Source organism: Proteiniclasticum sediminis, from assembly GCF_018128025.1.
Classification (GTDB): domain Bacteria; phylum Bacillota; class Clostridia; order Clostridiales; family Clostridiaceae; genus Proteiniclasticum; species Proteiniclasticum sediminis.
Genome location: NZ_JAGSCS010000001.1, coordinates 148,918 through 169,408 on the forward strand (window position 1 = coordinate 148,918; position 20,491 = coordinate 169,408).

The 20,491-nt window shown below is 53.9% G+C and carries 21 protein-coding genes, 1 riboswitch and 2 other annotated features (1 of these 24 cut by a window edge); of the genes, 12 read left to right on the top strand and 9 right to left on the bottom strand.

Features of this window, described 5'->3' with window-relative positions; all coding sequences use genetic code 11:
* Nucleotides 1-163, top strand: a binding site (T-box leader); it begins 48 nt to the left of the window's first position.
* A gap of 74 nt (nt 164-237) precedes the next feature.
* Together KCG48_RS00670 and KCG48_RS00675 are read left to right on the top strand one after the other, a co-directional pair.
* On the top strand, nt 238-2,874 hold the full coding sequence (locus KCG48_RS00670) for a valine--tRNA ligase (protein ID WP_211799360.1): 2,637 nt from the start codon (nt 238-240) through the stop codon (nt 2,872-2,874).
* Nucleotides 2,875-3,000: 126 nt separating this feature from the next.
* Nucleotides 3,001-4,308 carry a bifunctional folylpolyglutamate synthase/dihydrofolate synthase gene (locus KCG48_RS00675; RefSeq protein WP_211799361.1) on the top strand — a complete coding sequence of 436 codons (1,308 nt, stop codon included), beginning with the start codon at nt 3,001-3,003 and terminating at the stop codon, nt 4,306-4,308.
* A 44-nt stretch (nt 4,309-4,352) separates the two neighbouring features.
* Here the strand turns inward: KCG48_RS00675 and KCG48_RS00680 are convergent, their stop codons facing one another.
* The gene (locus tag KCG48_RS00680) at nt 4,353-4,874 is read right to left on the bottom strand and encodes a DUF4364 family protein (protein WP_211799362.1); all 522 of its coding nucleotides are present in this window, start codon (nt 4,872-4,874) and stop codon (nt 4,353-4,355) included.
* A gap of 201 nt (nt 4,875-5,075) precedes the next feature.
* Between KCG48_RS00680 and KCG48_RS00685 the strand changes: the two genes are divergently transcribed.
* The 5 genes from KCG48_RS00685 (at nt 5,076) to KCG48_RS00705 (ending at nt 8,174) form a co-directional block, all read left to right on the top strand.
* Nucleotides 5,076-5,750 (top strand): single-stranded DNA-binding protein, encoded by a 675-nt coding sequence (locus KCG48_RS00685; RefSeq protein WP_230976927.1) that lies wholly within the window; start codon nt 5,076-5,078, stop codon nt 5,748-5,750.
* A 66-nt stretch (nt 5,751-5,816) separates the two neighbouring features.
* Entirely contained in the window at nt 5,817-5,981 is a 165-nt protein-coding gene (locus KCG48_RS00690) for a hypothetical protein (protein ID WP_211799364.1), read from the top strand.
* Between the two features lie 101 nt (nt 5,982-6,082).
* The gene (locus tag KCG48_RS00695; protein ID WP_211799365.1) at nt 6,083-6,811 is read left to right on the top strand and encodes a class I SAM-dependent DNA methyltransferase; all 729 of its coding nucleotides are present in this window, start codon (nt 6,083-6,085) and stop codon (nt 6,809-6,811) included.
* 4 nt (nt 6,812-6,815) lie between these two features.
* Nucleotides 6,816-7,703, top strand: coding sequence for an Hsp33 family molecular chaperone HslO (hslO, locus tag KCG48_RS00700; protein ID WP_230976928.1), 888 nt, complete (start codon nt 6,816-6,818; stop codon nt 7,701-7,703).
* Between the two features lie 195 nt (nt 7,704-7,898).
* On the top strand, nt 7,899-8,174 hold the full coding sequence (locus KCG48_RS00705) for an HU family DNA-binding protein (protein WP_211799366.1): 276 nt from the start codon (nt 7,899-7,901) through the stop codon (nt 8,172-8,174).
* A gap of 63 nt (nt 8,175-8,237) precedes the next feature.
* On the opposite strand, the gene KCG48_RS00710 is transcribed toward KCG48_RS00705, so the two are convergent.
* The 5 genes from KCG48_RS00710 to KCG48_RS00730 all read right to left on the bottom strand — a co-directional run bounded on the left by KCG48_RS00710 (nt 8,238) and on the right by KCG48_RS00730 (nt 13,511).
* Nucleotides 8,238-9,971 carry an NADH-dependent [FeFe] hydrogenase, group A6 gene (locus KCG48_RS00710; protein WP_211799367.1) on the bottom strand — a complete coding sequence of 578 codons (1,734 nt, stop codon included), beginning with the start codon at nt 9,969-9,971 and terminating at the stop codon, nt 8,238-8,240.
* Nucleotides 9,972-9,984: 13 nt separating this feature from the next.
* Nucleotides 9,985-11,862 (bottom strand): NADH-quinone oxidoreductase subunit NuoF, encoded by a 1,878-nt coding sequence (locus KCG48_RS00715; protein ID WP_269142382.1) that lies wholly within the window; start codon nt 11,860-11,862, stop codon nt 9,985-9,987.
* 1 nt (nt 11,863) lies between these two features.
* Entirely contained in the window at nt 11,864-12,340 is a 477-nt protein-coding gene (locus KCG48_RS00720) for an NADH-quinone oxidoreductase subunit NuoE family protein (RefSeq protein ID WP_211799369.1), read from the bottom strand.
* Nucleotides 12,341-12,453: 113 nt separating this feature from the next.
* Complete coding sequence (locus KCG48_RS00725) at nt 12,454-13,179, bottom strand: DUF6873 family GME fold protein (RefSeq protein ID WP_211799370.1); 726 nt, start codon at nt 13,177-13,179, stop codon at nt 12,454-12,456.
* On the bottom strand, nt 13,176-13,511 hold the full coding sequence (locus KCG48_RS00730; RefSeq protein WP_211799371.1) for a hypothetical protein: 336 nt from the start codon (nt 13,509-13,511) through the stop codon (nt 13,176-13,178). Before KCG48_RS00730 ends, KCG48_RS00725 begins: the two co-directional genes overlap by 4 nt.
* A 198-nt stretch (nt 13,512-13,709) precedes the next feature.
* Nucleotides 13,710-13,922: a binding site (T-box leader), on the top strand.
* A gap of 36 nt (nt 13,923-13,958) precedes the next feature.
* Between KCG48_RS00730 and thrS the strand changes: the two genes are divergently transcribed.
* The 4 genes from thrS to KCG48_RS00750 all read left to right on the top strand — a co-directional run bounded on the left by thrS (nt 13,959) and on the right by KCG48_RS00750 (nt 17,354).
* On the top strand, nt 13,959-15,959 hold the full coding sequence (thrS, locus tag KCG48_RS00735; RefSeq protein WP_211799372.1) for a threonine--tRNA ligase: 2,001 nt from the start codon (nt 13,959-13,961) through the stop codon (nt 15,957-15,959).
* 13 nt (nt 15,960-15,972) lie between these two features.
* Nucleotides 15,973-16,356 (top strand): HNH endonuclease, encoded by a 384-nt coding sequence (locus KCG48_RS00740; RefSeq protein WP_211799373.1) that lies wholly within the window; start codon nt 15,973-15,975, stop codon nt 16,354-16,356.
* A 120-nt stretch (nt 16,357-16,476) separates the two neighbouring features.
* On the top strand, nt 16,477-16,689 hold the full coding sequence (locus KCG48_RS00745) for a hypothetical protein (protein WP_211799374.1): 213 nt from the start codon (nt 16,477-16,479) through the stop codon (nt 16,687-16,689).
* A 35-nt stretch (nt 16,690-16,724) separates the two neighbouring features.
* On the top strand, nt 16,725-17,354 hold the full coding sequence (locus KCG48_RS00750) for a glycerol-3-phosphate acyltransferase (protein ID WP_211799375.1): 630 nt from the start codon (nt 16,725-16,727) through the stop codon (nt 17,352-17,354).
* A 23-nt stretch (nt 17,355-17,377) separates the two neighbouring features.
* Here KCG48_RS00750 and ndk read toward each other — a convergent pair whose 3' ends face one another.
* Entirely contained in the window at nt 17,378-17,782 is a 405-nt protein-coding gene (gene ndk / locus KCG48_RS00755; protein ID WP_211799376.1) for a nucleoside-diphosphate kinase, read from the bottom strand.
* Nucleotides 17,783-17,866: 84 nt separating this feature from the next.
* Here ndk and KCG48_RS00760 point away from each other — a divergent pair, with 84 nt between their 5' ends.
* On the top strand, nt 17,867-18,403 hold the full coding sequence (locus tag KCG48_RS00760; protein WP_211799377.1) for a DNA-deoxyinosine glycosylase: 537 nt from the start codon (nt 17,867-17,869) through the stop codon (nt 18,401-18,403).
* Between the two features lie 4 nt (nt 18,404-18,407).
* Here KCG48_RS00760 and KCG48_RS00765 read toward each other — a convergent pair whose 3' ends face one another.
* Nucleotides 18,408-19,592: a cation:proton antiporter gene (locus KCG48_RS00765; RefSeq protein WP_211799378.1), complete on the bottom strand. Its 1,185-nt coding sequence runs from the start codon at nt 19,590-19,592 to the stop codon at nt 18,408-18,410.
* A gap of 44 nt (nt 19,593-19,636) precedes the next feature.
* Nucleotides 19,637-19,710, bottom strand: a riboswitch (Fluoride riboswitch).
* Nucleotides 19,711-19,806: 96 nt separating this feature from the next.
* The gene (locus tag KCG48_RS00770) at nt 19,807-20,292 is read right to left on the bottom strand and encodes a hypothetical protein (protein WP_211799379.1); all 486 of its coding nucleotides are present in this window, start codon (nt 20,290-20,292) and stop codon (nt 19,807-19,809) included.
* Between the last annotated feature and the right edge of the window lie 199 nt (nt 20,293-20,491).

Below are 20,491 nucleotides of genomic sequence, written 5' to 3' on the forward strand. Positions count from 1 at the left end.
AAAATCCCAGGCTGGAAGATTTTCCCGGGGAGGCATGCGGAAGGTAGCTTTTGAGCTTCCAGTCTGAACTTACAGTAAGACTGGACGGTATATCCGTACCGTTATTGATTGAGAGCCCATGCATGTGGGAATAAAGGTGGTACCGCGAGTCTTCGTCCTTTGGATGAAGACTCTTTTTTCATTTTCCGATATTCTATCCCTCGGGCGCATCTGCCCCGACAAATCAAGGAGGATTCCATGGAAAACAAAACGCTGACGACAACATACAGCCCCAAGGATTTTGAACGCCGCATCTACAGCAGCTGGCAGGAAAAAGGCTATTTCACCGCCCGGGTCAATCCGGACAAAAAGCCCTACACCATCGTCATGCCGCCCCCGAACATCACGGGAAAGCTCCATATGGGCCACGCCCTGGATCTGACGCTCCAGGATATGCTCATTCGCTTTAAGCGCATGCAGGGTTATGAAGTACTGTGGCTCCCCGGGGAAGACCATGCCTCCATCGCCACCGAGGTTCGCGTGGAGAATGAACTGCTGAAGGAAGGTCTGGTCAAAAAAGATATGGGCCGGGAAGCCTTCCTGGAGAAAGTCTACGAATGGTCCGAGGAATATCGGGAGAAGATCCGCCAGCAGATCATGAAGCTGGGATCCTCCTGCGATTTCACCCGGGAAGCCTTCACCATGGATGAGAATCTCAGCCGCGCCGTGCGGGAAGTCTTTGTTCGTCTCTACCAGGACGGACTGATCTACCGGGGAAACCGCATCACCAACTGGTGTCCCAAGTGTGAAACCGCCCTGTCCGATGCGGAAATCGAATATGTGGAGCAAAATGGATTCTTCTGGCATTTCCGTTATCCGCTCACGGACGGTTCCGGCTATCTCACCATCGCCACCACCCGACCGGAAACCATGCTGGGCGACACTGCCCTGGCCGTGAATCCCAAGGATGAGCGGTTCACCCACCTGGTGGGAAAAACCGTCACCCTGCCCCTCATGAACCGGGAAATCCCCATTGTGGCCGATGACTACGTGGATCAGGAGTTCGGCACCGGCGTGGTGAAGATCACCCCCGCCCACGACCCCAACGATTTCCATGTGGGCGAACGCCATCATCTGGAAGCCATTCGGGTCATGGATGACCGGGGAACCATCAACGCCTTGGGCGGAAAGTTCGAAGGCATGGACCGCTATGAGGCCCGCAAGGCCATCATCGCCGAAATGGATGCCCTGGGCCTTCTGGAGAAGATTGAGCCCCACACCCACAATGTCAATACCCATGACCGCTGCGGCACCGTCATCGAACCCATCATCTCCCGGCAGTGGTATGTTTCCATGAAGCCTTTAGCCGGTCCCGCCATTGAAGCGGTGAGGGATGGCCGAACAAAGTTTGTCCCGGAACGTTTTGACAAGATCTACTTCCACTGGCTGGAGAACATCCAGGACTGGTGTATTTCCCGTCAGCTCTGGTGGGGACACCGCATTCCCGTGTGGTACTGCCAGGACTGTGGCGAGATCACCGTGACCGTGGATACGCCCACCGCCTGTGCCCACTGCGGCTGCACTACCCTCAAGGAAGAAGAGGACGTCCTGGACACCTGGTTCAGCTCTGCCCTTTGGCCTTTCTCCACCTTGGGCTGGCCCAATGAGACGGAGGACCTGAAGTACTTCTATCCCACCTCCACTTTAGTCACCGGCTATGACATCATCCCCTTCTGGGTCATGCGCATGATGTTCTCCGGACTCTACAACATGAATGAAGTGCCCTTTGACACCGTGTTTATCCACGGCATCGTTCGCGATTCTGAAGGCCGCAAGATGAGCAAATCCCTGGGCAACGGCGTCGATCCCCTGGAGACCATCGACCTCTACGGCGCAGATGCCCTCAGGTTCATGCTGATCACCGGCAATGCCCCGGGAAGCGATATCCGATTCTATCCGGAGCGGGTGGAAGCGGCCCGAAACTTTGCCAACAAGCTCTGGAACGCCTCCCGATTTGCCCTGATGAACATCGATGAGACCCTCATGGAGACCTACAAGGACAGCACCAACTACTCCCTGGCTGACCGCTGGATCCTGTCCAAGGTGAACAACCTCATCGCCGAGGTCACCCAGAACTTTGAAAAGTTTGAACTGGGTGTGGCCCTGTCCAAGGTGTATGACTTCCTCTGGAACGAGTTCTGCGACTGGTACATCGAGCTTCTGAAGCCCGTGTTCCAGAACGGTACCGATGAAGAGAAGGGCGTTAGCTTTAGAGTAATCCGCCAGGTGCTGATCAAGGCCCTGAAGCTCCTGCATCCCACCATGCCCTTCATCACCGAAGAAATCTACAGCCAGCTGAAGGATGAGGAAACCATCATGACGGCGACCTGGCCCGTATGCGAACCGGAGTTCATCGATCTCAAGATCGAAGAGAGCTTAAATGGCGTCATCGAAGCCATCAAGAGCATCCGAAATCTTCGTCAGGAGATGGGGGTGCCCAGCAAGCGTAAATCCACCCTCTATATTCTCCCCAATGCCGGCATGGAAGACGCCTTCCTGTCCTCCCGGGAGTACCTGCTGAAGCTGGCTTACGCCGAAGATGTGGTCCTCCTCACCGAAGACCTGAAGGATGACAACAATGTGGCCCTGGTGACCTCCACGGCAAGACTCTATATTCCGCTTCTGGATCTGGTGGACCGCGAGAAGGAACTGGCCCGCCTTAGCAAGGAAAAGGAAAAGCTGGAAGACGAAATCGACCGCGTGGCGAAAAAGCTCAACAATGAACGATTCCTGGCCAAGGCCAAGGAGGAAGTCATTGCCGAAGAGCGAGCCAAGGGCGAGAAGTACCAGGCGATGCTGAACGCTGTCCTTGAACGCATGGACACCTTGAAGTAAGCGAACATCAAAAAGGCGGGAGGTTCCTCGTGGAGGAGCCTCCCGCTGATTTTGAAAAAATGTTCACCTTGCCGGCCAAGACTCGTATAATGAAGTTATGCATTGCGGCAAAAAGGAGAGAGACCATTGAATTACGAGGAAACCCTGGAAGAACTGCACCACATCCCCCGTGTGCCCAAGGAAGAAAACCTGGAGACCATGGAGGCCCTCATGGCCAGCCTCAGCCATCCGGAGAAAAACCTACGCCTTATCCATGTGACGGGCACCAATGGCAAAGGATCCACCTGCAAAATGCTGTCCCAGGTGCTCGTTGGCGCTGGGTACCGCACCGGGCTCTTCACGTCGCCCTATATCTATGATTTTCGGGAACGGATCCAGGTGAACCATGAACTGATCAGCCAGGAGGATGTGGTGCGCCTTTATGCCCGGGTGGTCGAAGCGTCCCGAAGTTTGGAAGAACGGGGCTATCGAAGACCTTCGGAGTTTGAAACGGTCACCGCCATGAGCCTTCTTTATTTCCAGGAAAAGAGGGTGGAGGTGGCCATCATGGAGGTGGGGATCGGGGGGCGCTATGATGCCACCAATGTCATCGATCCGATCCTCTCCATCCTCACGTCCATTACCTTTGATCATATGAAGATCCTGGGGGATACTTTGGAAAAGATTGCGTGGCATAAGGCAGGCATCATGAAGGGAAAACCCGCCGTATCCGCTTCTCAGCATCCCGAGGTTCGCCGGGTACTCCAGGAGGAGGCGAGGGTGACCGGAACGCCTCTCGTCTTTGCCAAAAGCCAGCAGGTAGAGTACCAGGGCGGTGACAGCTTCACCCCCCGGGTAAAGTATACCTTTGACCAAAGAGGCCCTCTGGAGATGGAGCTGGGCCTTTTAGGGGTACACCAGATGCTCAATGCCGGCGTGGTCCTCCTGGCTCTGGAGGAGCTGAAAATCCAAGGCTTTATGGCCATCACCGACACGGTGGTGAAAGAAGCCCTTCGCACGGTCACTTGGCCCGGCCGCATGGAAGTAGTCTCCCGGGATCCCCTGGTCATCATTGACGGCGCCCACAATCTCGATGGGGCGGTGAATCTTCGGGAGAGCCTGGATTTTCATTTCCCCCAACGTCCCATCCTCCTCATTCTCGGGATGCTGAAGGACAAAGATGTGGCCTCCACGGCTAAAATTCTCGCTCGAAATACGAAAATGGTGCTCCTCATCACCCCCCAGGATATACGGGGAATGGATGCGGCCATGCTGAAGGGCTACCTGGAACCCTCCGGGGAAACCCTGATCTGCAGCTCGGCAGAGCACGCGGTGAAAGAAGCCCTGAACCGAGTGGAGGAAGGGGATCTGATCCTCTGCGCAGGCTCCCTCTACACCATCCAGGAGCTCCACCCCCGATTCCTTTCCGCCTTAACTGCCCATACCCCGTCCTAACAGAAAAGCACGCAGTGCCCGACATCAAGGGCACAACGTGCTTTCTAAATTTTCTTGATCAGTTCTTTATAAAGCAGTTCATAGATTCGGGTGGAATGATCTTTCCAGTTGCTGATGGCCTGATCGGCTGTTTCCTTTGTGGGAAAGTTCATTTCCAGCTTCAGGATCTCATCCTTGTTCTCCATGGCCCGCAGGGTCACCTGGAAGGTGCTGTGGGGGCCTTCGCTGAGTTCGTGGGTGATGGTGGTTTCTTTGATCAGATGATTGATGTTTTCTTTCAGGTAACGATCAATATCCTTCCGTTTCCGCTCTTTGATCCGGTCCCCGAACATCTCCAGTACGGCGATCCCTTGCTCGGTGATGCCCAGCTGTTCCTTGCCATTCACCTGCTCCAGGGTGATCAGGGCGGTCTTGGCCAGCTCTTCGATATACTGCTGGAGTTCAAAGTAGTTGAGGTAAACACTCTCCAGAATCAGATTGGAGAACTGGTCCTTGGTCAGGTTGAGTTTCGTATGATAAAGCGTATAGAGTATCAACAGTTTATTTTCCGCCAGTGCATTGCTCAAGCTCATCCCTCCTCATGCCTTTCTAATCATACAAAACTTCATCCCGTTTGACAACCGGTTTCCTTCGTCATGGAGACAAGCTTTCTAAATATATCTCTATACTATATTGACTCTTCAGGGTTGTAATCGACTTCAAGTCTGTTATAATATTAATGGACTGAAGAAAAGTTTACATGATAGGTCAAAATGGGGGGTACAACCTTGGAAGCAACAAATGATAACACCGTCATCCTGGAAGGATTTTTTCTGGAACATCCTTCGTTCAGCCATGAAGTATTCGGAGAATCCTTCTATACGGCGAGATTCAGTGTGGATCGGCTCAGCAGCCAGAAAGATATTTTAAACATCACCATTTCCTCCCGCATTCTCGGCAGTGGGGAACTGGATATCGCTGCCTATGCCCGGATCACCGGACAGCTGCGAAGCTACAATAAAATGGAAAACGGAAAGAACAAGCTCATGCTCACCGTGTTCGCCAGAAGTCTGGAGTTCCCCGAAGAGCGGGCCCTGGAGCCCAACCTCATCGAGCTCACCGGCTTTATCTGCAAGGAGCCCATTTACCGGACCACACCCTTTGGGCGGGAAATCACGGATCTGCTTTTAGCCGTGAACCGGCATTTTAATAAAACCGATTATATCCCGGTCCTCACCTGGGGTAAGAACGCGAAGTTTGCCCAGACCATGGAGATCGGCGATAAAGTCCGGGTGGAGGGTCGGCTGCAGTCGCGCACCTACACCAAGGTCCTGGCTGATGGCACCACCGATGAGCGGGTGGCCTTTGAAGTGTCCTCCTCCTTGGTGGTTCTTCTCGACTCCCCGGAGGAAGAAAGCGAACCGGAGGACTATCCTAGCTGCAGCAGCGCTCATCTGGCTTAAACAGGGGCTTGACAAGGATTTTTGGCGCGCTATAATATGTCTATCTTCAAAGAGGCAGGGATAGATATGAACAAGGGATTAGTGGTTTACCAGGTCCTGGTGATTCTGATCGCCGTTGTCGCCGCCGGATTTTTCTTCATCAATCACGGCTACGTTCAGACGATCGTTTATCTGGTTTTGGTGGCGTTGCTCCTCAGCTATGTGCTGAACGAACGCAGCAAGAAGGCTTAATACATTGAAGGTTGCCCGGAAAGGGCAGCCTTTTTTGTTCTGTGACACGGTTACTGAAAGTATGATAAAATGAGTCTATTAAGAAAATGAGGTGTTCACTGATGGAAAGTTACCGCGGTTTTTCCAGCCTGTATGATGAGCTCATCCATGAGGATATTGATTACGAAAAGATGGCTTCCTATATTCTTCAGCATTCGGCAGGACGAAAATCCTATTTGGATTTAGGCTGTGGCACGGGCAACCTTTCACTGCTCCTGGGCAGACACTTTCAGGAAACCCACCTGGTGGACCTGTCTCCCGAAATGCTGACCCTGGCAGAGGACAAGTTCACGGAGGCCAAGGTGCCTCACCAGGCCTTTGCGTTATCCATGACGGAGATTGCCTTTGGTCAAACCTATGACCTCATCACATCCTCCCTGGATGCCCTGAACTATGTCCTGGACTTGGACGAGGTGGGGGAGATCTTCCGACGGGTTTATGACCATTTGAAGGACAACGGCGTCTTTATCTTTGATCTCAACTCTCCCTACAAGCTGCGGGAAATCCTGGGCTTTCAGGACTATGTCTACACCCGGGAGGACCTGGTGTACACCTGGGAAAACTATCTCGAAGGGGACATCGTGGAAATGACCCTGAACTTCTTCATCCCCCGGGGGAAGCTCTATGAGCGGGTGGAGGAGTTTCATGAAGAGCGAATTTATGAACCCCACATCATCGAAACCCTGCTCCGGCAGGCGGGCTTTACTCAGGTTCGCATGACGGAGGACTATACCGAGGCTCCTTTGACGGAGACCTCCGAGCGCATCACATTCATCGTAAGAAAGAGGTAAAATAATGGATAATTTAATTCACGCCACAGCCCATGACGGATTTGTGCGGATCATCGCCGCAGAAACCACGGATCTCGTCAATGAGGCCGTTCAGCAGCACAACACCATGCCCACGGCATCGGCGGCCTTTGGCCGCATGCTCACCGCCGGTTCCCTCATGGGTTCCATGATGAAGAACCCCCAGGACACCATCACGGTGCAGATCAATGGGGGAGGAATCAGCGGCGGCGTCCTCGTCACAGGAAAATCCGACGGACGGGTGAAGGGCTATATTGAGAACCCCGATGCGGATCTTCCGCAAAATGACGCCGGCAAGCTCAATGTCTCGGGAATCATCGGTCTCGACGGCAAACTCACCGTCATCATGGACCTGGGGATGAAAGAGCCCTATGTGAGCTCCGTGCCCATCTACACCGGGGAAATCGCGGAAGATCTGGCTTATTACTACACGGTTTCAGAACAGACCCCCTCTGCCGTAGCCCTGGGCGTTCTCATCGAAACCGACGGTTCCGTGAAAAAGTCCGGAGGCTTCATCATCCAGATGCTTCCCGGCGCCCATGAAATGATCGCCGATATCCTCATGTTCCGTCTCCAGGAAATCCCAAACCTCACCACCATGCTCTGTGATGGCAACACCATCAAGGAAGTGCTGGAGTTCATCTTTGAGGATATGGGCCTGAAGATCCTGGAGGAAAAGGTCCCCAAGCTTTACTGCGACTGTTCCCAGGAAAGGGTGGCAAAGGCCCTCTTAACCATCGGAGAAAAGGACCTGCAGGAACTCTACGACGACAACAAGACCGAAGAACTGGTCTGTCATTTCTGCAATACGAAATACCATTTTGAACACGAGGATCTGGGGGCACTGTTGGACGAAATCCGAAAGAACGCCTAGGAAAGGGAGGCCGGCAGGTCTCTTTTTTCTTGAACTGGAGGATTTCTCGGGTCCTCCGCTCCAGATTTCCCAGGAAACGATTCGCCCTGTTTCGTTTACAAGACTGCCGACGGTGAAAAATCATCGTCAAGACTTGATTTATAAGGCGAATTCTGTTTTAATAATCTTTGTGTTCAGAAATAAGGAGGACTAATTATGAATAAAGCACAGTTAGTGTCAAAGATTGCAGAAAAGACCAATTTTACAAAGAAAGATTCTGAAAAGGTATTGAAGGCCACCATCGAGAGCATCGTGGAAGCCCTGACCACCGGTGACAAGGTTCAGCTTTCCGGCTTCGGAACCTTCGAAGTCAAGAACAGAAAGGCCCGCGTTGGACGTAACCCCAAGACCAACGAGGAGATCCACATTCCTGAGTTCAGACAGCCCGCATTCCGTGCAGGAAAAGACCTCAAGGAAATCATCAACGAGTAATCCCATCAGGAACCCTGATGGTTCGGATAAAAAGAGAACAGCCTTGCGGCTGTTCTCTTTTTTCTATTTCTTCCGTTCAAAGTAGCTGGTGTGCAGGAGTTTGTGGGAGAGTTCTCCTCCGGGTTCTCCGAGGAACTTGGCATAGAGCTCCTGAATGGCCGGGTTCTCATGGGACTTGCGGATGGTGAAGTTCTCGTCAATGGCGTAGATGCCGGCGGCCCGCTGACGGAGAATTTCCAGGTTACCATGATGGTAGGGCTGTCCGCCACCGCCGATGCAGCCTCCAGGACAGGCCATGATTTCGATGGCATGGTATTTGCTTTCCCCGCGACGGATGCTCTCCAGAAGGGTCCGGGCATTGCCCAGGCCATGGGCTACCGCGATGTTCAAGGTGAGATCGCCCACCTGAACCTGAGCTTCCCTCAGTCCGGCAAGACCGCGGACGGCATGGAAGTCAACACTTTCCAGTTCATTTCCCGTGATCATTTCAGCAGCGGTGCGAAGGGCGGCTTCGATGACGCCACCAGTGGTGCCGAAGATAACCGCGGCTCCCGTGGATTCGCCTAAGGGATTGTCGTACTCTTCATCATCCAGCATGTTGAAGTTGATGCCGGCTTCTTTGATCATTCGGCCCAGTTCACGGGTGGTGATGACGATATCCACGTCCTTAACGCCGCCGAACTCCAGCTCCGGCCGTTCAGCTTCATACTTCTTGGCTACGCAGGGCATGACGGAAACCACGATCATGTCTTTTTCCGGAATCCCCATCTTCTGGGCGAAGTAGTGCTTGGTCACGGCCCCGAACATTTCGTGGGGGGACTTACAGGTGGAGGGGATATCCAGAAGATCCGGGAACTGGTGCTCAAAGAACTTGACCCAGGCCGGACAGCAGCTGGTGAGAATCGGAAGGTTCTTGTTTTCCTTAATGCGCTCAATCATCTCGTGGGCCTCTTCCATAATGGTGAGGTCCGCCGCGAAATCCGTGTCGAAGACATAGTCAAAGCCCAGGTTCTTCAGGGCGGATACCAGTTTTCCCGTTACCACGGTGCCCGGCTCCATACCAAAGAGCTCACCGATGGCTACGCGGACGGCGGGGGCCACCTGGACCACCACGGTCTTTCCTTTTTCTTCCAGGGCACGCCAGACCTTGGGCACATTGTCCACTTCCACCAGTGCTCCCGTGGGGCAAACGGCCACGCACTGACCGCAGAAGGTGCAGACGGTCTCATTGAGGGGGGCGTGGAACGCCGGACCCACCACCGTGCCAAATCCTCGGTCAAGGCCGGAAAGGGCATGGACGGTTTGGACATCATTGCACATGGTTTCGCAGCGTCGGCAGAGGATGCATTTGCTGGAATCCCGGTAGATGGCCTTGGAGGTCATATCCACGGGATACGTGGACATTTCGCCTTCGAAACGGATCTGCTTGACGCCCAGGTCATGGGAGATGGACTGCAGTTCGCATTCGCCGTTCTTTAGGCACACCAGACAGTCCTTGGGATGATCCGAGATCAGAAGCTCCACCATGGTGCGGCGAGCCCGGATGGCTCGGAGGGAGTCCGTCTTGATCTTCATGCCTTCAAAGACGGGGGTGGAGCAGGAGGGAGCCAGATTGCGCCGGCCTTCCACTTCCACTACGCAGGCGCGGCAGGAAGCCACTTTATTCACCATTTTGATGTTATGCAGATCCAGATGGCATAGGGTGGGGATCTTGATGTTCAGCGTTTCCGCTGCTTGGAGGATCGTATAGTCCTCAGGCACCTGGATGGTTTTATTGTTGATTGTGACGTTTACCATTTCACTCTTCCTCCTATACAATCTGTACAGCCTTCACGGGCTTCACAGGACAAGCAGTGTAGCAGGAACCGCACTTGATGCACTTTTCCTGGTCGATGACATGCTTCTCCCGGACCTTGCCGGAAATGGCATCCACAGGACAGGCACGGGCACACTTGGTGCATCCGATGCAGGCGTCAGAGATGACATAGGACAGGAGGTCTTTGCAGACGCCTGACGGGCAGCGTTTGTCCAGGATATGGGCTTTGTATTCCTCTTCGAAGAACTTCATGGTGCTGAGCACCGGATTGGGGGCTGTCTGGCCCAGACCGCAGAGGGAAGTGTCCTTGATGGTTTCGGACAGGGTCTTCAGTTTGTCCAGATCCTCTGGTTCGCCTTTTCCCTGGGTGATGCGGGTGATGATCTCCAGAAGACGCTTGTTGCCTACACGGCAGGCGGTACACTTTCCGCAGGATTCTTCCACGGTGAAGTCCAGATAGAACTTGGCGATATCCACCATACAGTTCTGCTCATCCATGACGATCATACCGCCGGAGCCCATCATGGACCCGATGCGGCTAAGGGACTCATAGTCGATGGGGGTGTCCAGATCCTGCTCCGTGATGCATCCACCGGAAGGTCCGCCGGTCTGCACGGCTTTGAAGGCATGGCCGCCTTTAATTCCGCCGCCGATTTCATAGATGATTTCCCGAAGGGTGATGCCCATGGGCACTTCCACGAGGCCTACATTGTTGATTTTTCCGGCCAGGGCAAAGACCTTGGTTCCCTTGGAATGTTCGGTGCCGATGGAGGCGTACCACTGGGGTCCTTTCTGGAAGATCACCGGTACATTGGCCAGGGTCTCCACGTTGTTCACGCAGGTGGGTTTGCCGAAAAGACCGGATTCTGACGGATAGGGGGGCTTGGAAACCGGCTCGCCGCGGGAACCTTCAATACTCTGAATGAGTGCGGTTTCTTCGCCGCAGACAAAGGCGCCGGCACCGTATTTGATCTCCAGATCAAAGTCAAATCCGGAGTTCAGGATGTTCTTGCCCAGGAGGTTGTACTTCTTCGCCTGTTCCATGGCGGTGCGCAGTCTGCGGATGGCCAAGGGATACTCTGCCCGGATGTACACCACGCCGTGGCGGGCTCCGATGGCGTAACCGCCGATGGCCATGGCTTCAATGACGCTGTGGGGATCGCCTTCCAAAATGGAGCGGTCCATGAATGCACCTGGGTCTCCTTCGTCGGCGTTGCAGATCATGTACTTTTTATCGCTGACGCTGCGAAGGGCCATACCCCACTTGGAACCCGTGGGGAAGCCGCCGCCTCCGCGTCCGCGGAGCCCGGATTCCTTCATCACGTTGACCACATCAATGGGTTTCATGGTGGTGATGATGTTGGCCAGGGCCAGATACCCGTCGTTGGCGATGTATTCCTCGATCTTTTCGGGATCGATGAGTCCGCAGTTTCGAAGGGCAATTCGGTTCTGCTTGCGGTAGAAATCCATGTCGTGCTGGGTTTCCACCCGGGTATTGGTCTTCGGATCCTCAAAGAGGAGTCGCTCGACTTTTTCTCCGCCGATGATGTGCTTGGCGATGATCTCATCCACATCACTGACTTTGACTTCCGTATAAAACACATCATCGGGATAAACCTTCACAATGGGACCTTTCTCACAGAAGCCGAAGCATCCGGTGATATGGCAGGAGGCCATGCCCGCGAGATTCTGCTTGCGCAGCTCCTCATTGAAGGTGGCGACGATTTCTCGGCTCATGGCACTTTGACAGCCCGTTCCGCCGCAGACGAGGATTTCTTTTCGGGCGCTGCCTGCGCTCTGGTTCTTGCGGAGGAAGAGGAGGCTCTGGCCTTTAGCCTGGATTTTCTTGAGATCTTCAATATTATTTAGCATGTCACACCTCACACTCATTGATAATCTTGGCCACATCCTGGGTCTCCACCCGGCCGTAGACCTTGTCGTTGACCATGACCACTGGGGCCAGGCCGCAGGCGCCTACACAGCGAAGGGAATCGATGGTGTAGATTCCGTCGATGGTGGTTTCACCGGCTTTGATCCGCAGCTGCGATTCAAACTCTCGGAGGATCTTTTCGGACCCTCGGACGAAACAGGCAGTGCCCATGCAGACATTGATCACGTTCTTTCCGCGGGGTTCGGTGGTGAAATAAGAGTAGAAGCTCACCACACCGTATACTTTCGATTTTGGAACACCAAGCCGCTCACTGATGTGGGAGAGAACTTCTTCGGAGATATAGCCGAAAAGGTTCTGCGCGCGATGAAGCACGGCGATGAGGTCCGTTTCCTTGGCTTGAATCTCATCGATGAAAAGATCCAATTCCATGAAGACTGGATTTTGTGACAGATTACACATGATTTGTCCCCCTTGTTAAATAATTGCCAAACAATTCTATTATAATGTGCCGCGATGGGGAAGACAAGTAATCTTTTACACCTGTCAAAACCCTTGCGCAGCGCGCAAATCAGCTATGGACAAAGAGAAATGAGGCTCCCGCGGTCTTTCAAGGGACCCGTACCAACACAAGCGGCTTCGATGCGGTGAAGGGCGAAAAACTCCAGCAGTTCGCGACCGTAGGCATACTGGTGAACATCGCCGGTGATCAGGATGAGATCCCGGTCAGCCGTAGGGATTCGGGAAAGGGCACCCCCAAGAAAACCGTGCTCGAAACCCTCGAGAACCACGTTGGATGGAGGCCGGTAAAACACGGTGTAATGGAGCTTCGTCAGAACTTTGGCAATCCCGGCATCCTCCGTGACAAAGGCGCGGTCGCTGACCTGGGCACAGGAACAGCGGGTATAGCCCTGCTTCACCGGGATGACTTCTCTTCGGCGAGCTTTTACTGCCTCCAAAAGCCGGGGATCCGTAGCAACTAAACGGTGCAGAAAATGGGCTCCCGTATCCAGGGCATTAAACGCCACATGCCGAGGATAGGGAAGGCTCAGGGAACGCTCACCCTTTCTCACGGGCAGCCACAGGGAGAGCTCCTTCTCCAGGGAAGGGGAGATCTTCGGATGAACGAACAGGTCGTCCTCCAGCCGAAACACCTGCAAATCCGGATGGCCGTCCACCGCCGGGTAGAGGGTCGTCACTTTGTCCGTGGGAAATACCCGAAATCCCAGCGCTTCCAGATCCCGAAGCTCCCGGTCGGAAGTCCGGTAATCCGCCAGAAGGGCCAGCTTTGCCGAACTCATTCGAAATAGGACTCGCAGTCGGCATTAACGATAAAGATGGAGACCTCGTCGACTTTCGTCCCGGAAAAGACGTTCACTTCATCCTTGAGGATCTCGGCCAGGGCTTTTTTCTCCTCCAGCTCCAGGGGCGGACAGCAGGTGGCTTCAATATGCACAAAATCTCCCAGATTCGAAGCCAGGTCCGACCGGAATTCCGATTCGTAAAAAATCACCCGCACTGCAGGGTCCGGAAGCTTGAACTTTCCGCCCACCCGGTACACGATACTGGAAATCAGGCGGTTTTTTCGTTCATGGCCGCTGCATCGGGGAAAATGAAGCTGAATGGTGATCATGTGACATCCCTCCGTCGTAATCTTAAGAATATTATATCTTATTGTCCGGGCTCCTCCTAGTCTTTGGAGGAATTCACCAAATGTTCAAATCCGAAGGGAGATTTTGCACAGAATCGCAACATTACAAGAGAAAATTCAAGGGTTCGGAGCCGTTGACTCCACTGCGGGAATTCGCTATAATGAATTAAATTCATACATCGAGACACGACGAACAGGACGAGTAGCGGCAGGCATCTCCAAAGAGAGGGTGGGGCAGGTGAAACCACTCGGGATAATGGCCGTGAAGACCCCCTGGGAGTGCAATACGAAGACGAAAGTATAAGTATCTACGTTTACCGCGTTAAGGTGTTGAGAGAAGATGGAGATGATTCATCTTTAATTAGGGTGGAACCACGACGACTCGTCCCTTTCCGGGACGGGTCTATTTTTATTTTGGAGGAGATCAGCATGATTAATGTTCAACTGAAAGACGGAAGCATTCTGCAGGTGGAAAATGGTTCAACGGTGTCCGATGTGGCTTTTGCTATTTCTGGCGGACTGGGCCGCGCAGCCCTCGCAGGGACGGTCAACGGCAAAATGGTCGATATCCGCTATCCCTTGACGGAAGACTGCCAGCTGGAGATCAAAACCTTTGACGATGAAGAAGGAAAGCATGCTTTCCGTCATACGTCATCCCACATTCTGGCCCTGGCGGTGAAACGGCGTTTTCCTGGAGTGAAGCTGGCCATTGGCCCAGCCATTGAAGACGGCTACTACTATGACTTTGACAAGGACGGAAGCTTCTCCGCCGAGGATCTTCTTCTTCTGGAAGACGAGATGAAAAACATCGTCAAGGAAGACCTCAAGCTGGAGCGATTCACCCTTTCCCGGGAAGAGGCCCTGAAACTCATGGAGGAGATGAACGAGCCCTATAAGGTGGAGCTCATTCACGACCTTCCCGAGGATGCTGTGCTCTCTTTCTACAAAATGGGCGAATTTGTCGACCTCTGCGCCGGCCCCCATGTGGCGTCTACGAAACTGGTGAAAGCCTTCAAGCTCACCCAGGTGGCCGGAGCCTACTGGAGAGGTTCCGAGAAGAACAAGATGCTCACCCGTATTTACGGCACCTCCTTCCCCAAGAAGAACGAGCTGGATGAGTATCTGGCTGCCGTGGAGGAAGCCAAGAAACGTGACCACAACAAATTGGGAAGAGAGCTGGATCTCTTCACTTCTTCCGAAGTCATCGGGCAGGGACTGCCGCTCTTCAAACCCAAGGGAACGAAGATCCTGCAGCTCATGAAGCGCTTTGTGGAAGATGAGGAAGAAAGCCGGGGCTATGAGTTCACCCAGACCCCCCTCATGTCCAAGTCGGATCTTTTCAAAATTTCCGGCCACTGGGACCACTATAAGGACGGCATGTTCATCATGTGCCAGGATCCCCACGGCCACGGCGATCTCTTTGATGTGAATGAAGACGGCGAAGTCATGGCCCTGCGTCCCATGACCTGTCCTTTCCAGTTCGCCATCTACAACTCCGATCAGCACAGCTACCGGGATCTGCCCGTACGCATGGGCGAGACCTCCACGCTGTTTAGAAATGAGTCATCCGGAGAAATGCACGGACTGACCCGCGTGCGCCAGTTCACCATTTCCGAAGGCCACCTCATCGTCCGTCCCGATCAGCTGGAAGACGAGTTCCGCGGTGTCCTGGATCTGACCAACTACATCATGGAAACCCTGGGCATCAAAGAGGATATTACCTACCGCTTCTCCAAGTGGGATCCCAAGGATACCCATAAATACATCAATAAGCCCGAAGCCTGGGAAGAAACCCAGAACATCATGCGCGGCATTCTCGATCATGTGGGCCTGAACTATGTGGAAGCCGAGGGCGAAGCCGCCTTCTACGGCCCCAAGCTGGATCTCCAGATGAAGAATGTCCACGGCAAGGAAGACACCATTATCACCGTGCAGATCGACTTTGCCCTGCCGGAGCGATTTAACATGACCTATGTGGACCGGGACGGCCAGAAGAAGCTTCCCTATGTCATCCACAGAACCTCCATCGGCTGCTACGAACGTACCTTGGCTTCCCTCATTGAGAAGTATGCCGGTGCATTCCCCCTGTGGCTGGCCCCTGTACAGGTCAAACTGCTGCCCATTTCCGAAAAGTACCATGACTATGTGGAAACCGTCCTCCAGAAGATGAAGAACAAGGGGATCCGCGCAGAAATGGACGACCGCAACGAGAAGATCGGCTACAAGATCCGGGAAGCCCGTAATGAGCGCATTCCATACTTTGTGGTCATCGGCGAGCAGGAGCAGGAAAGCGGAGAGCTCTCCGTCACCAGCCGGGAAAAGGGTGATGAGGGAAAGATCAGCCTGGATGCCTTCATCGAGCGTATCCTGGACGAAAATGCCCGCAAGTACAACTACCATACGGCATTGAAGAAAGACGAGAACAAGTAACAGGAGGGATCCTTTGAGCAGCTGTGTCCTGTGCGGAAGGCCGGGAGAAACCCACCACATTATCCACCGGGATGAGGGGGGGCTGGACTTTCCCTTAAACCTGATCACCCTTTGTCACGTTCATCACCGGGGTGCCCGGGGTCCCCATCGGAATGCCGAGCGCGACCTGGCCTTTAAACGAGATCTGCAGCATACCCTGAAAGAGCTCCTCCCCAAGGAGTATTACCGAGCAGAAGAGCTGGGTAAGCTCCTGCAGCTGCAAAGCAGTCTTCTCCGGTCCTTGAAAAAGGCCCTCAAACCGCATAAAGAAGGGTATCGAAGCGTGGATGTGCTGGATTTTCTTCTCGGTGGCAATCACATTCCCGAAGAAGGGGATGTGGCGGAAATCGAAGAGTAATCCCCACGAGAAAGTGAAGCTTGGAATCTGCTCCTCCCAACGATCTCAATAGAGGATCCCTGGGAGGAGCTTTCTTCTTGATTTCTTCTCGGAGAATTCAGCCTAGCCCGTGGGATCTCCTTGTACAGCCTCCTCAAAAGACAGTATACTGAAGGTAACTCAATCGTTGTAACGAAGACAGTACCCCAGGGAAAAGACCTCACCGACGATGAAAAGGGAATGCTGGCGGTCTTTGACCATGCCGTGGACTTCACCCGGCAGTCTCCGCTCCGTCCGCTGATCCTGGAACTCGATCCCCAAAATCCGCATTTCACGGAGTCCACCCCATCCTAAAATAAACCGCAAAGGGGAAACCCGCGAGGAGGAACATGAAAGACTACATCATCATCGCCATCATTGGTTATTTATTTGGTAATTTTCAAACATCCTATATCATGGGCAAGTGGCTGAAAAAAGTCGATATCCGCAGCCTGGGCCACGGCAACGCCGGAGCCTCCAATGCCGTGGAATCTCTGGGGTGGAAGTTTGGTGCCCTCGTGGCCATACTGGACGTTCTGAAAGGAATCCTGGCCGTGGTCCTGGTCAAGAGGCTATACCACGTGTCCTTTGATCCCCAGGGGGCCTTTGCCATCTATCTGGTGGGCTATTTTGCCATGCTGGGTCACATCTATCCCTTCATCATGAATTTCAAGGGAGGAAAGGGAACAGCCACCATGATCGGTCTTCTCCTCGGCGCATCTCCGCTTTATGGCATCATGGGAATTCTGCTCCTCATTCTGGTGACGGTCCTCACCGACTACATCGCCATTGGCACCCTCGCCCTGACGCTTTATATGCTCTTTCTCACCATTTTCAAGGATCTGGGCACAGGGGCCATTGTCCTGGCCTTCCTGGGCGGAGCCCTGAGTCTCAAGCTCCACCTGCCCAACTACAAGCGTATGCAGGCGGGAACGGAAGGAAGACTGTCCAAAGTGCTGAAAAAAAAGGATAAAAAATAGGAAGCGCCATGCGCTTCCTTCTTTTATCCCCGAGGGAACCAGAGATCCATTTCCCTCTGTGCATTTTCGGGGGAATCCGAGGCATGCACGGAGTTATGGGAGGTGTCCAAAGCAAAACGGGCCCGGATGGTTCCCGGAGCAGCTTCCTTGGGGTTGGTTTTTCCATTGAGGGTCCGTACGGTGCCGATGGCGTTTCCGCCCTCCAGGATGAGGGCCACCAGGGGTCCCCGGGTGATTTCTGCCAGGAGCCCGTCGAAGTAGGGACGTCCCTCATGCTCGGCATAATGTTTTCGGGCCAGGTCTAGATCCGCCTGGAGCATCCGAAGGGCCGTGATCTGCAGCCCAGCTTCCTCATACACCGTGAGGATTTTTCCGATGAGGTTCCGTTCCACGGCATCGGGTTTGATAAGGACCAATGTCTTTTCCATAGGTTGCACCTGCCTGTAAGCGTTTTAATCCATTATAATCAGGTTCTCGCCATTTTTCAATGAATACAACAAGGAGGAGCCGCTATGGCCGAGATCATAAAGCATCCCTTCTTCCCCGTGGCAGACTCGGACTCCCGGGTGCTCATCCTGGGAACCTTTCCCTCCGTCACCTCCCGGGAGGTCCAGTTCTATTACGGACATCCCCAAAATCGGTTCTGGCGTCTTCTGGCTGCGATTTTTGAGGAACCGGTGCCCGCCACCCTGGAGGAAAAAATCGCCTTTTTGCATCGCCACCATGTGGCCCTTTGGGATGTGGTGGCTTCCTGTAAAATTCAGCAGTCCCAGGATGCCTCCATCCGTCACGCAGAGCCCCAGGACATTCCCTCCCTGGTGGAAAAAACAAAGATCCGCTGCATTCTCTGCAACGGATCTGCGGCATTTCGCCTCTATCAGACGCATTTCGGAAACACCCTGGATCTTCCAGTCCTGGGCCTGCCCTCCACCAGTCCTGCCAATGCCGCCTGGTCCCTGGAAAGGCTCCTTCCCCTGTGGCGTGAGGCCCTGCTGAATGCAAATGATGGGGGGAGCAAAAAGGATCCAACCAGCCCCGGAGAATTTTAATGCCCTAACCCGCCTGACGGGTGAGCAGCTTCGGATAGAGATAGTCCATCCCCATGGCTCCTCCGGGCGCGGTGATGAGGATGGCCAGCACCGCCACCGTGAGGATCGTACTTCCCGCAGCCACTCCTGCAGCCAGGGGAAGGGAGCCGATGGCCGCCTGAACCGTGGCCTTGGGGAGATAGGCTACAGCGCAGAAGAGCCTTTCTTTGGCCGTCAGCGGCGTTTTAAGCAGGGACACATAGACGCCCAAGGTGCGGAAGAGAAGAGCGCCTAGAATGAGAAGGAGCGGAGCAATGCCCACCTCCGCCAGAGCGGAAATTTCCACCGCCGCCCCCACCAGAACAAAGAGAAAGACCTCGGCACCCACCCAGATTTTCGAGAATTTCCCCACCAGGCGTTTCGCGAGGATTTCATAGCGCTTCAGCACCGTGGCCCCCATGGCCATGACCGCCAGAAGACCGGAGAGAGGAACCTGCGGAGCCAGGGCATCTTCCAGGGAAAGGAAGAGAAACGCGGTGCTGAGGAGGATCAGGACTTTCACTGTATCCCGGATATGGAGACGCTGGAAAATACGAACCATGATTACCCCGACGACAATTCCCAGGACAACTCCTAAGATGACCGAAACCGGAACCGACAAAAGGCGAGAGGCCTGGAAGCCTCCTCCGCCGTACATGCTGAGAAATGCAGTGAAGAGGACAATAACATAGATATCATCCACGGAGGCTCCCGCCATGATGAGCTGGGGGATCCGTTTTTTGCGTCCATACCCAGACTCCATGAGGGATAGCATCCGGGGCACCACCACGGCGGGGGAGACAGCGCTGAGCACTGCCCCCAGGATGGCGGCTTCTCCCCGGGTGATGTGGAGAAGTGCAGGGGCCAAGAGGATGACCGCAGCCATTTCAAAGGTGGCGGGAACAAAACTCATGAGAAGGGCGGGACGGCCCACTTTTTTCAGATCCCGAAGATCCAGGGACAGGCCCGCCCGGATGAGGATCACCACCAAGGCGATTTCCCGAAGATCGGTGGAAATTGCCAGGATCTTCGGCGAGATCAGGTTCAGCATCTGGGGCCCCAGAAGAATTCCGGTGAAGATGAGGCCCACCAGCCCCGGGATTTTCAGCTTTCCCAAAATCCCGTTGAGAGCAAATCCCACCATTAAAATCAGCGATATACTTAGCAGCATTTGATTTCCTCCATTTCATAAAAAAAGCCGACAACTCTGCAGATTTTTCTGCAGAAGTCATCAGCCATTACGCGGTTTAGGCCAGAGGCCAGGGGAGACATTCATTCCCAACTTTGCCAGTCTACCACAGATTTCTCCTCGGGTAAATCCAAAACGCAAAAAATTTAGGCGGCATTTTTCCATGCCGCCTCGGGAGGTTGTTCTAGAGGGAAAGTTATCTTCTTCCGGAACCGAATCCGTTCATCATGCCGCGTCCACGGCCATTCATCATGCCCTGGCCAAATCCGCCGCCGTTACCTTGTCCAAATCCGCTGCCATTTCCCTGGCCGAATCCGAATCCGCCCATGCCCAGACCAGTTCCGTCACAAAGCGCCTGGTTCTCGGTGATGCGTACCAAAATGGCATCGGCATCCGCCTGCGTCAGGGAACCCTCGGCTACGCGCTCAGCCAGGATCTCTTTCTTCTGTTCCAGAATCTCGGCCTGGAACTCGTCCAGCTTTCCGGCTTCGTCCAAAATCTGGCCCAGGGTCTTTCCGGACTCCTGTCGCTGCTCCAAAAGTTCGTCCGTGGTTTTTCCCGTGAGTCCTGCAGCAGCTTCCAGCGGGGAGTCATACTGTGCAGCGGCAAAGACGGTGAAGGTGGTGGCACCAAGGGCCAGGGTCAGGGCGAGGGCAGCAATGAGATTACGTTTGGTTTTCATGTTCTTTTCCTCCTAGGGGTATTTTGTTTGCACCCTTAATGTACCAAGACCCTGTGGCGAAAATGTGTTTTTCGTCGGCAACTTTTGTGACGAAGGAAAAAGCTGAACCCTGCAGCCTTCACCTTGGGTTTTTCCGCCAAAAGCACAAAAAAAACATGAATTCTTGGTATACTTAAGGAAGAATCCCAAGAAAGGAGCT

Coding starts and splice junctions, on each gene's coding strand:
- KCG48_RS00770 (WP_211799379.1), bottom strand. CDS start 20,292: ATGAAAACCAAACGTAATCTCATTGCTGCCCTCGCCCTGACCCTGGCC.
- KCG48_RS00710 (WP_211799367.1), bottom strand. CDS start 9,971: ATGGTAAACGTCACAATCAACAATAAAACCATCCAGGTGCCTGAGGAC.
- KCG48_RS00725 (WP_211799370.1), bottom strand. CDS start 13,179: ATGAGTTCGGCAAAGCTGGCCCTTCTGGCGGATTACCGGACTTCCGAC.
- KCG48_RS00715 (WP_269142382.1), bottom strand. CDS start 11,862: ATGCTAAATAATATTGAAGATCTCAAGAAAATCCAGGCTAAAGGCCAG.
- KCG48_RS00690 (WP_211799364.1), top strand. CDS start 5,817: ATGAACAAGGGATTAGTGGTTTACCAGGTCCTGGTGATTCTGATCGCC.
- KCG48_RS00730 (WP_211799371.1), bottom strand. CDS start 13,511: ATGATCACCATTCAGCTTCATTTTCCCCGATGCAGCGGCCATGAACGA.
- KCG48_RS00765 (WP_211799378.1), bottom strand. CDS start 19,592: ATGCTGCTAAGTATATCGCTGATTTTAATGGTGGGATTTGCTCTCAAC.
- KCG48_RS00720 (WP_211799369.1), bottom strand. CDS start 12,340: ATGTGTAATCTGTCACAAAATCCAGTCTTCATGGAATTGGATCTTTTC.
- KCG48_RS00670 (WP_211799360.1), top strand. CDS start 238: ATGGAAAACAAAACGCTGACGACAACATACAGCCCCAAGGATTTTGAA.
- KCG48_RS00705 (WP_211799366.1), top strand. CDS start 7,899: ATGAATAAAGCACAGTTAGTGTCAAAGATTGCAGAAAAGACCAATTTT.
- thrS (WP_211799372.1), top strand. CDS start 13,959: ATGATTAATGTTCAACTGAAAGACGGAAGCATTCTGCAGGTGGAAAAT.
- KCG48_RS00760 (WP_211799377.1), top strand. CDS start 17,867: ATGGCCGAGATCATAAAGCATCCCTTCTTCCCCGTGGCAGACTCGGAC.
- ndk (WP_211799376.1), bottom strand. CDS start 17,782: ATGGAAAAGACATTGGTCCTTATCAAACCCGATGCCGTGGAACGGAAC.
- KCG48_RS00695 (WP_211799365.1), top strand. CDS start 6,083: ATGGAAAGTTACCGCGGTTTTTCCAGCCTGTATGATGAGCTCATCCAT.
- hslO (WP_230976928.1), top strand. CDS start 6,816: ATGGATAATTTAATTCACGCCACAGCCCATGACGGATTTGTGCGGATC.
- KCG48_RS00750 (WP_211799375.1), top strand. CDS start 16,725: ATGAAAGACTACATCATCATCGCCATCATTGGTTATTTATTTGGTAAT.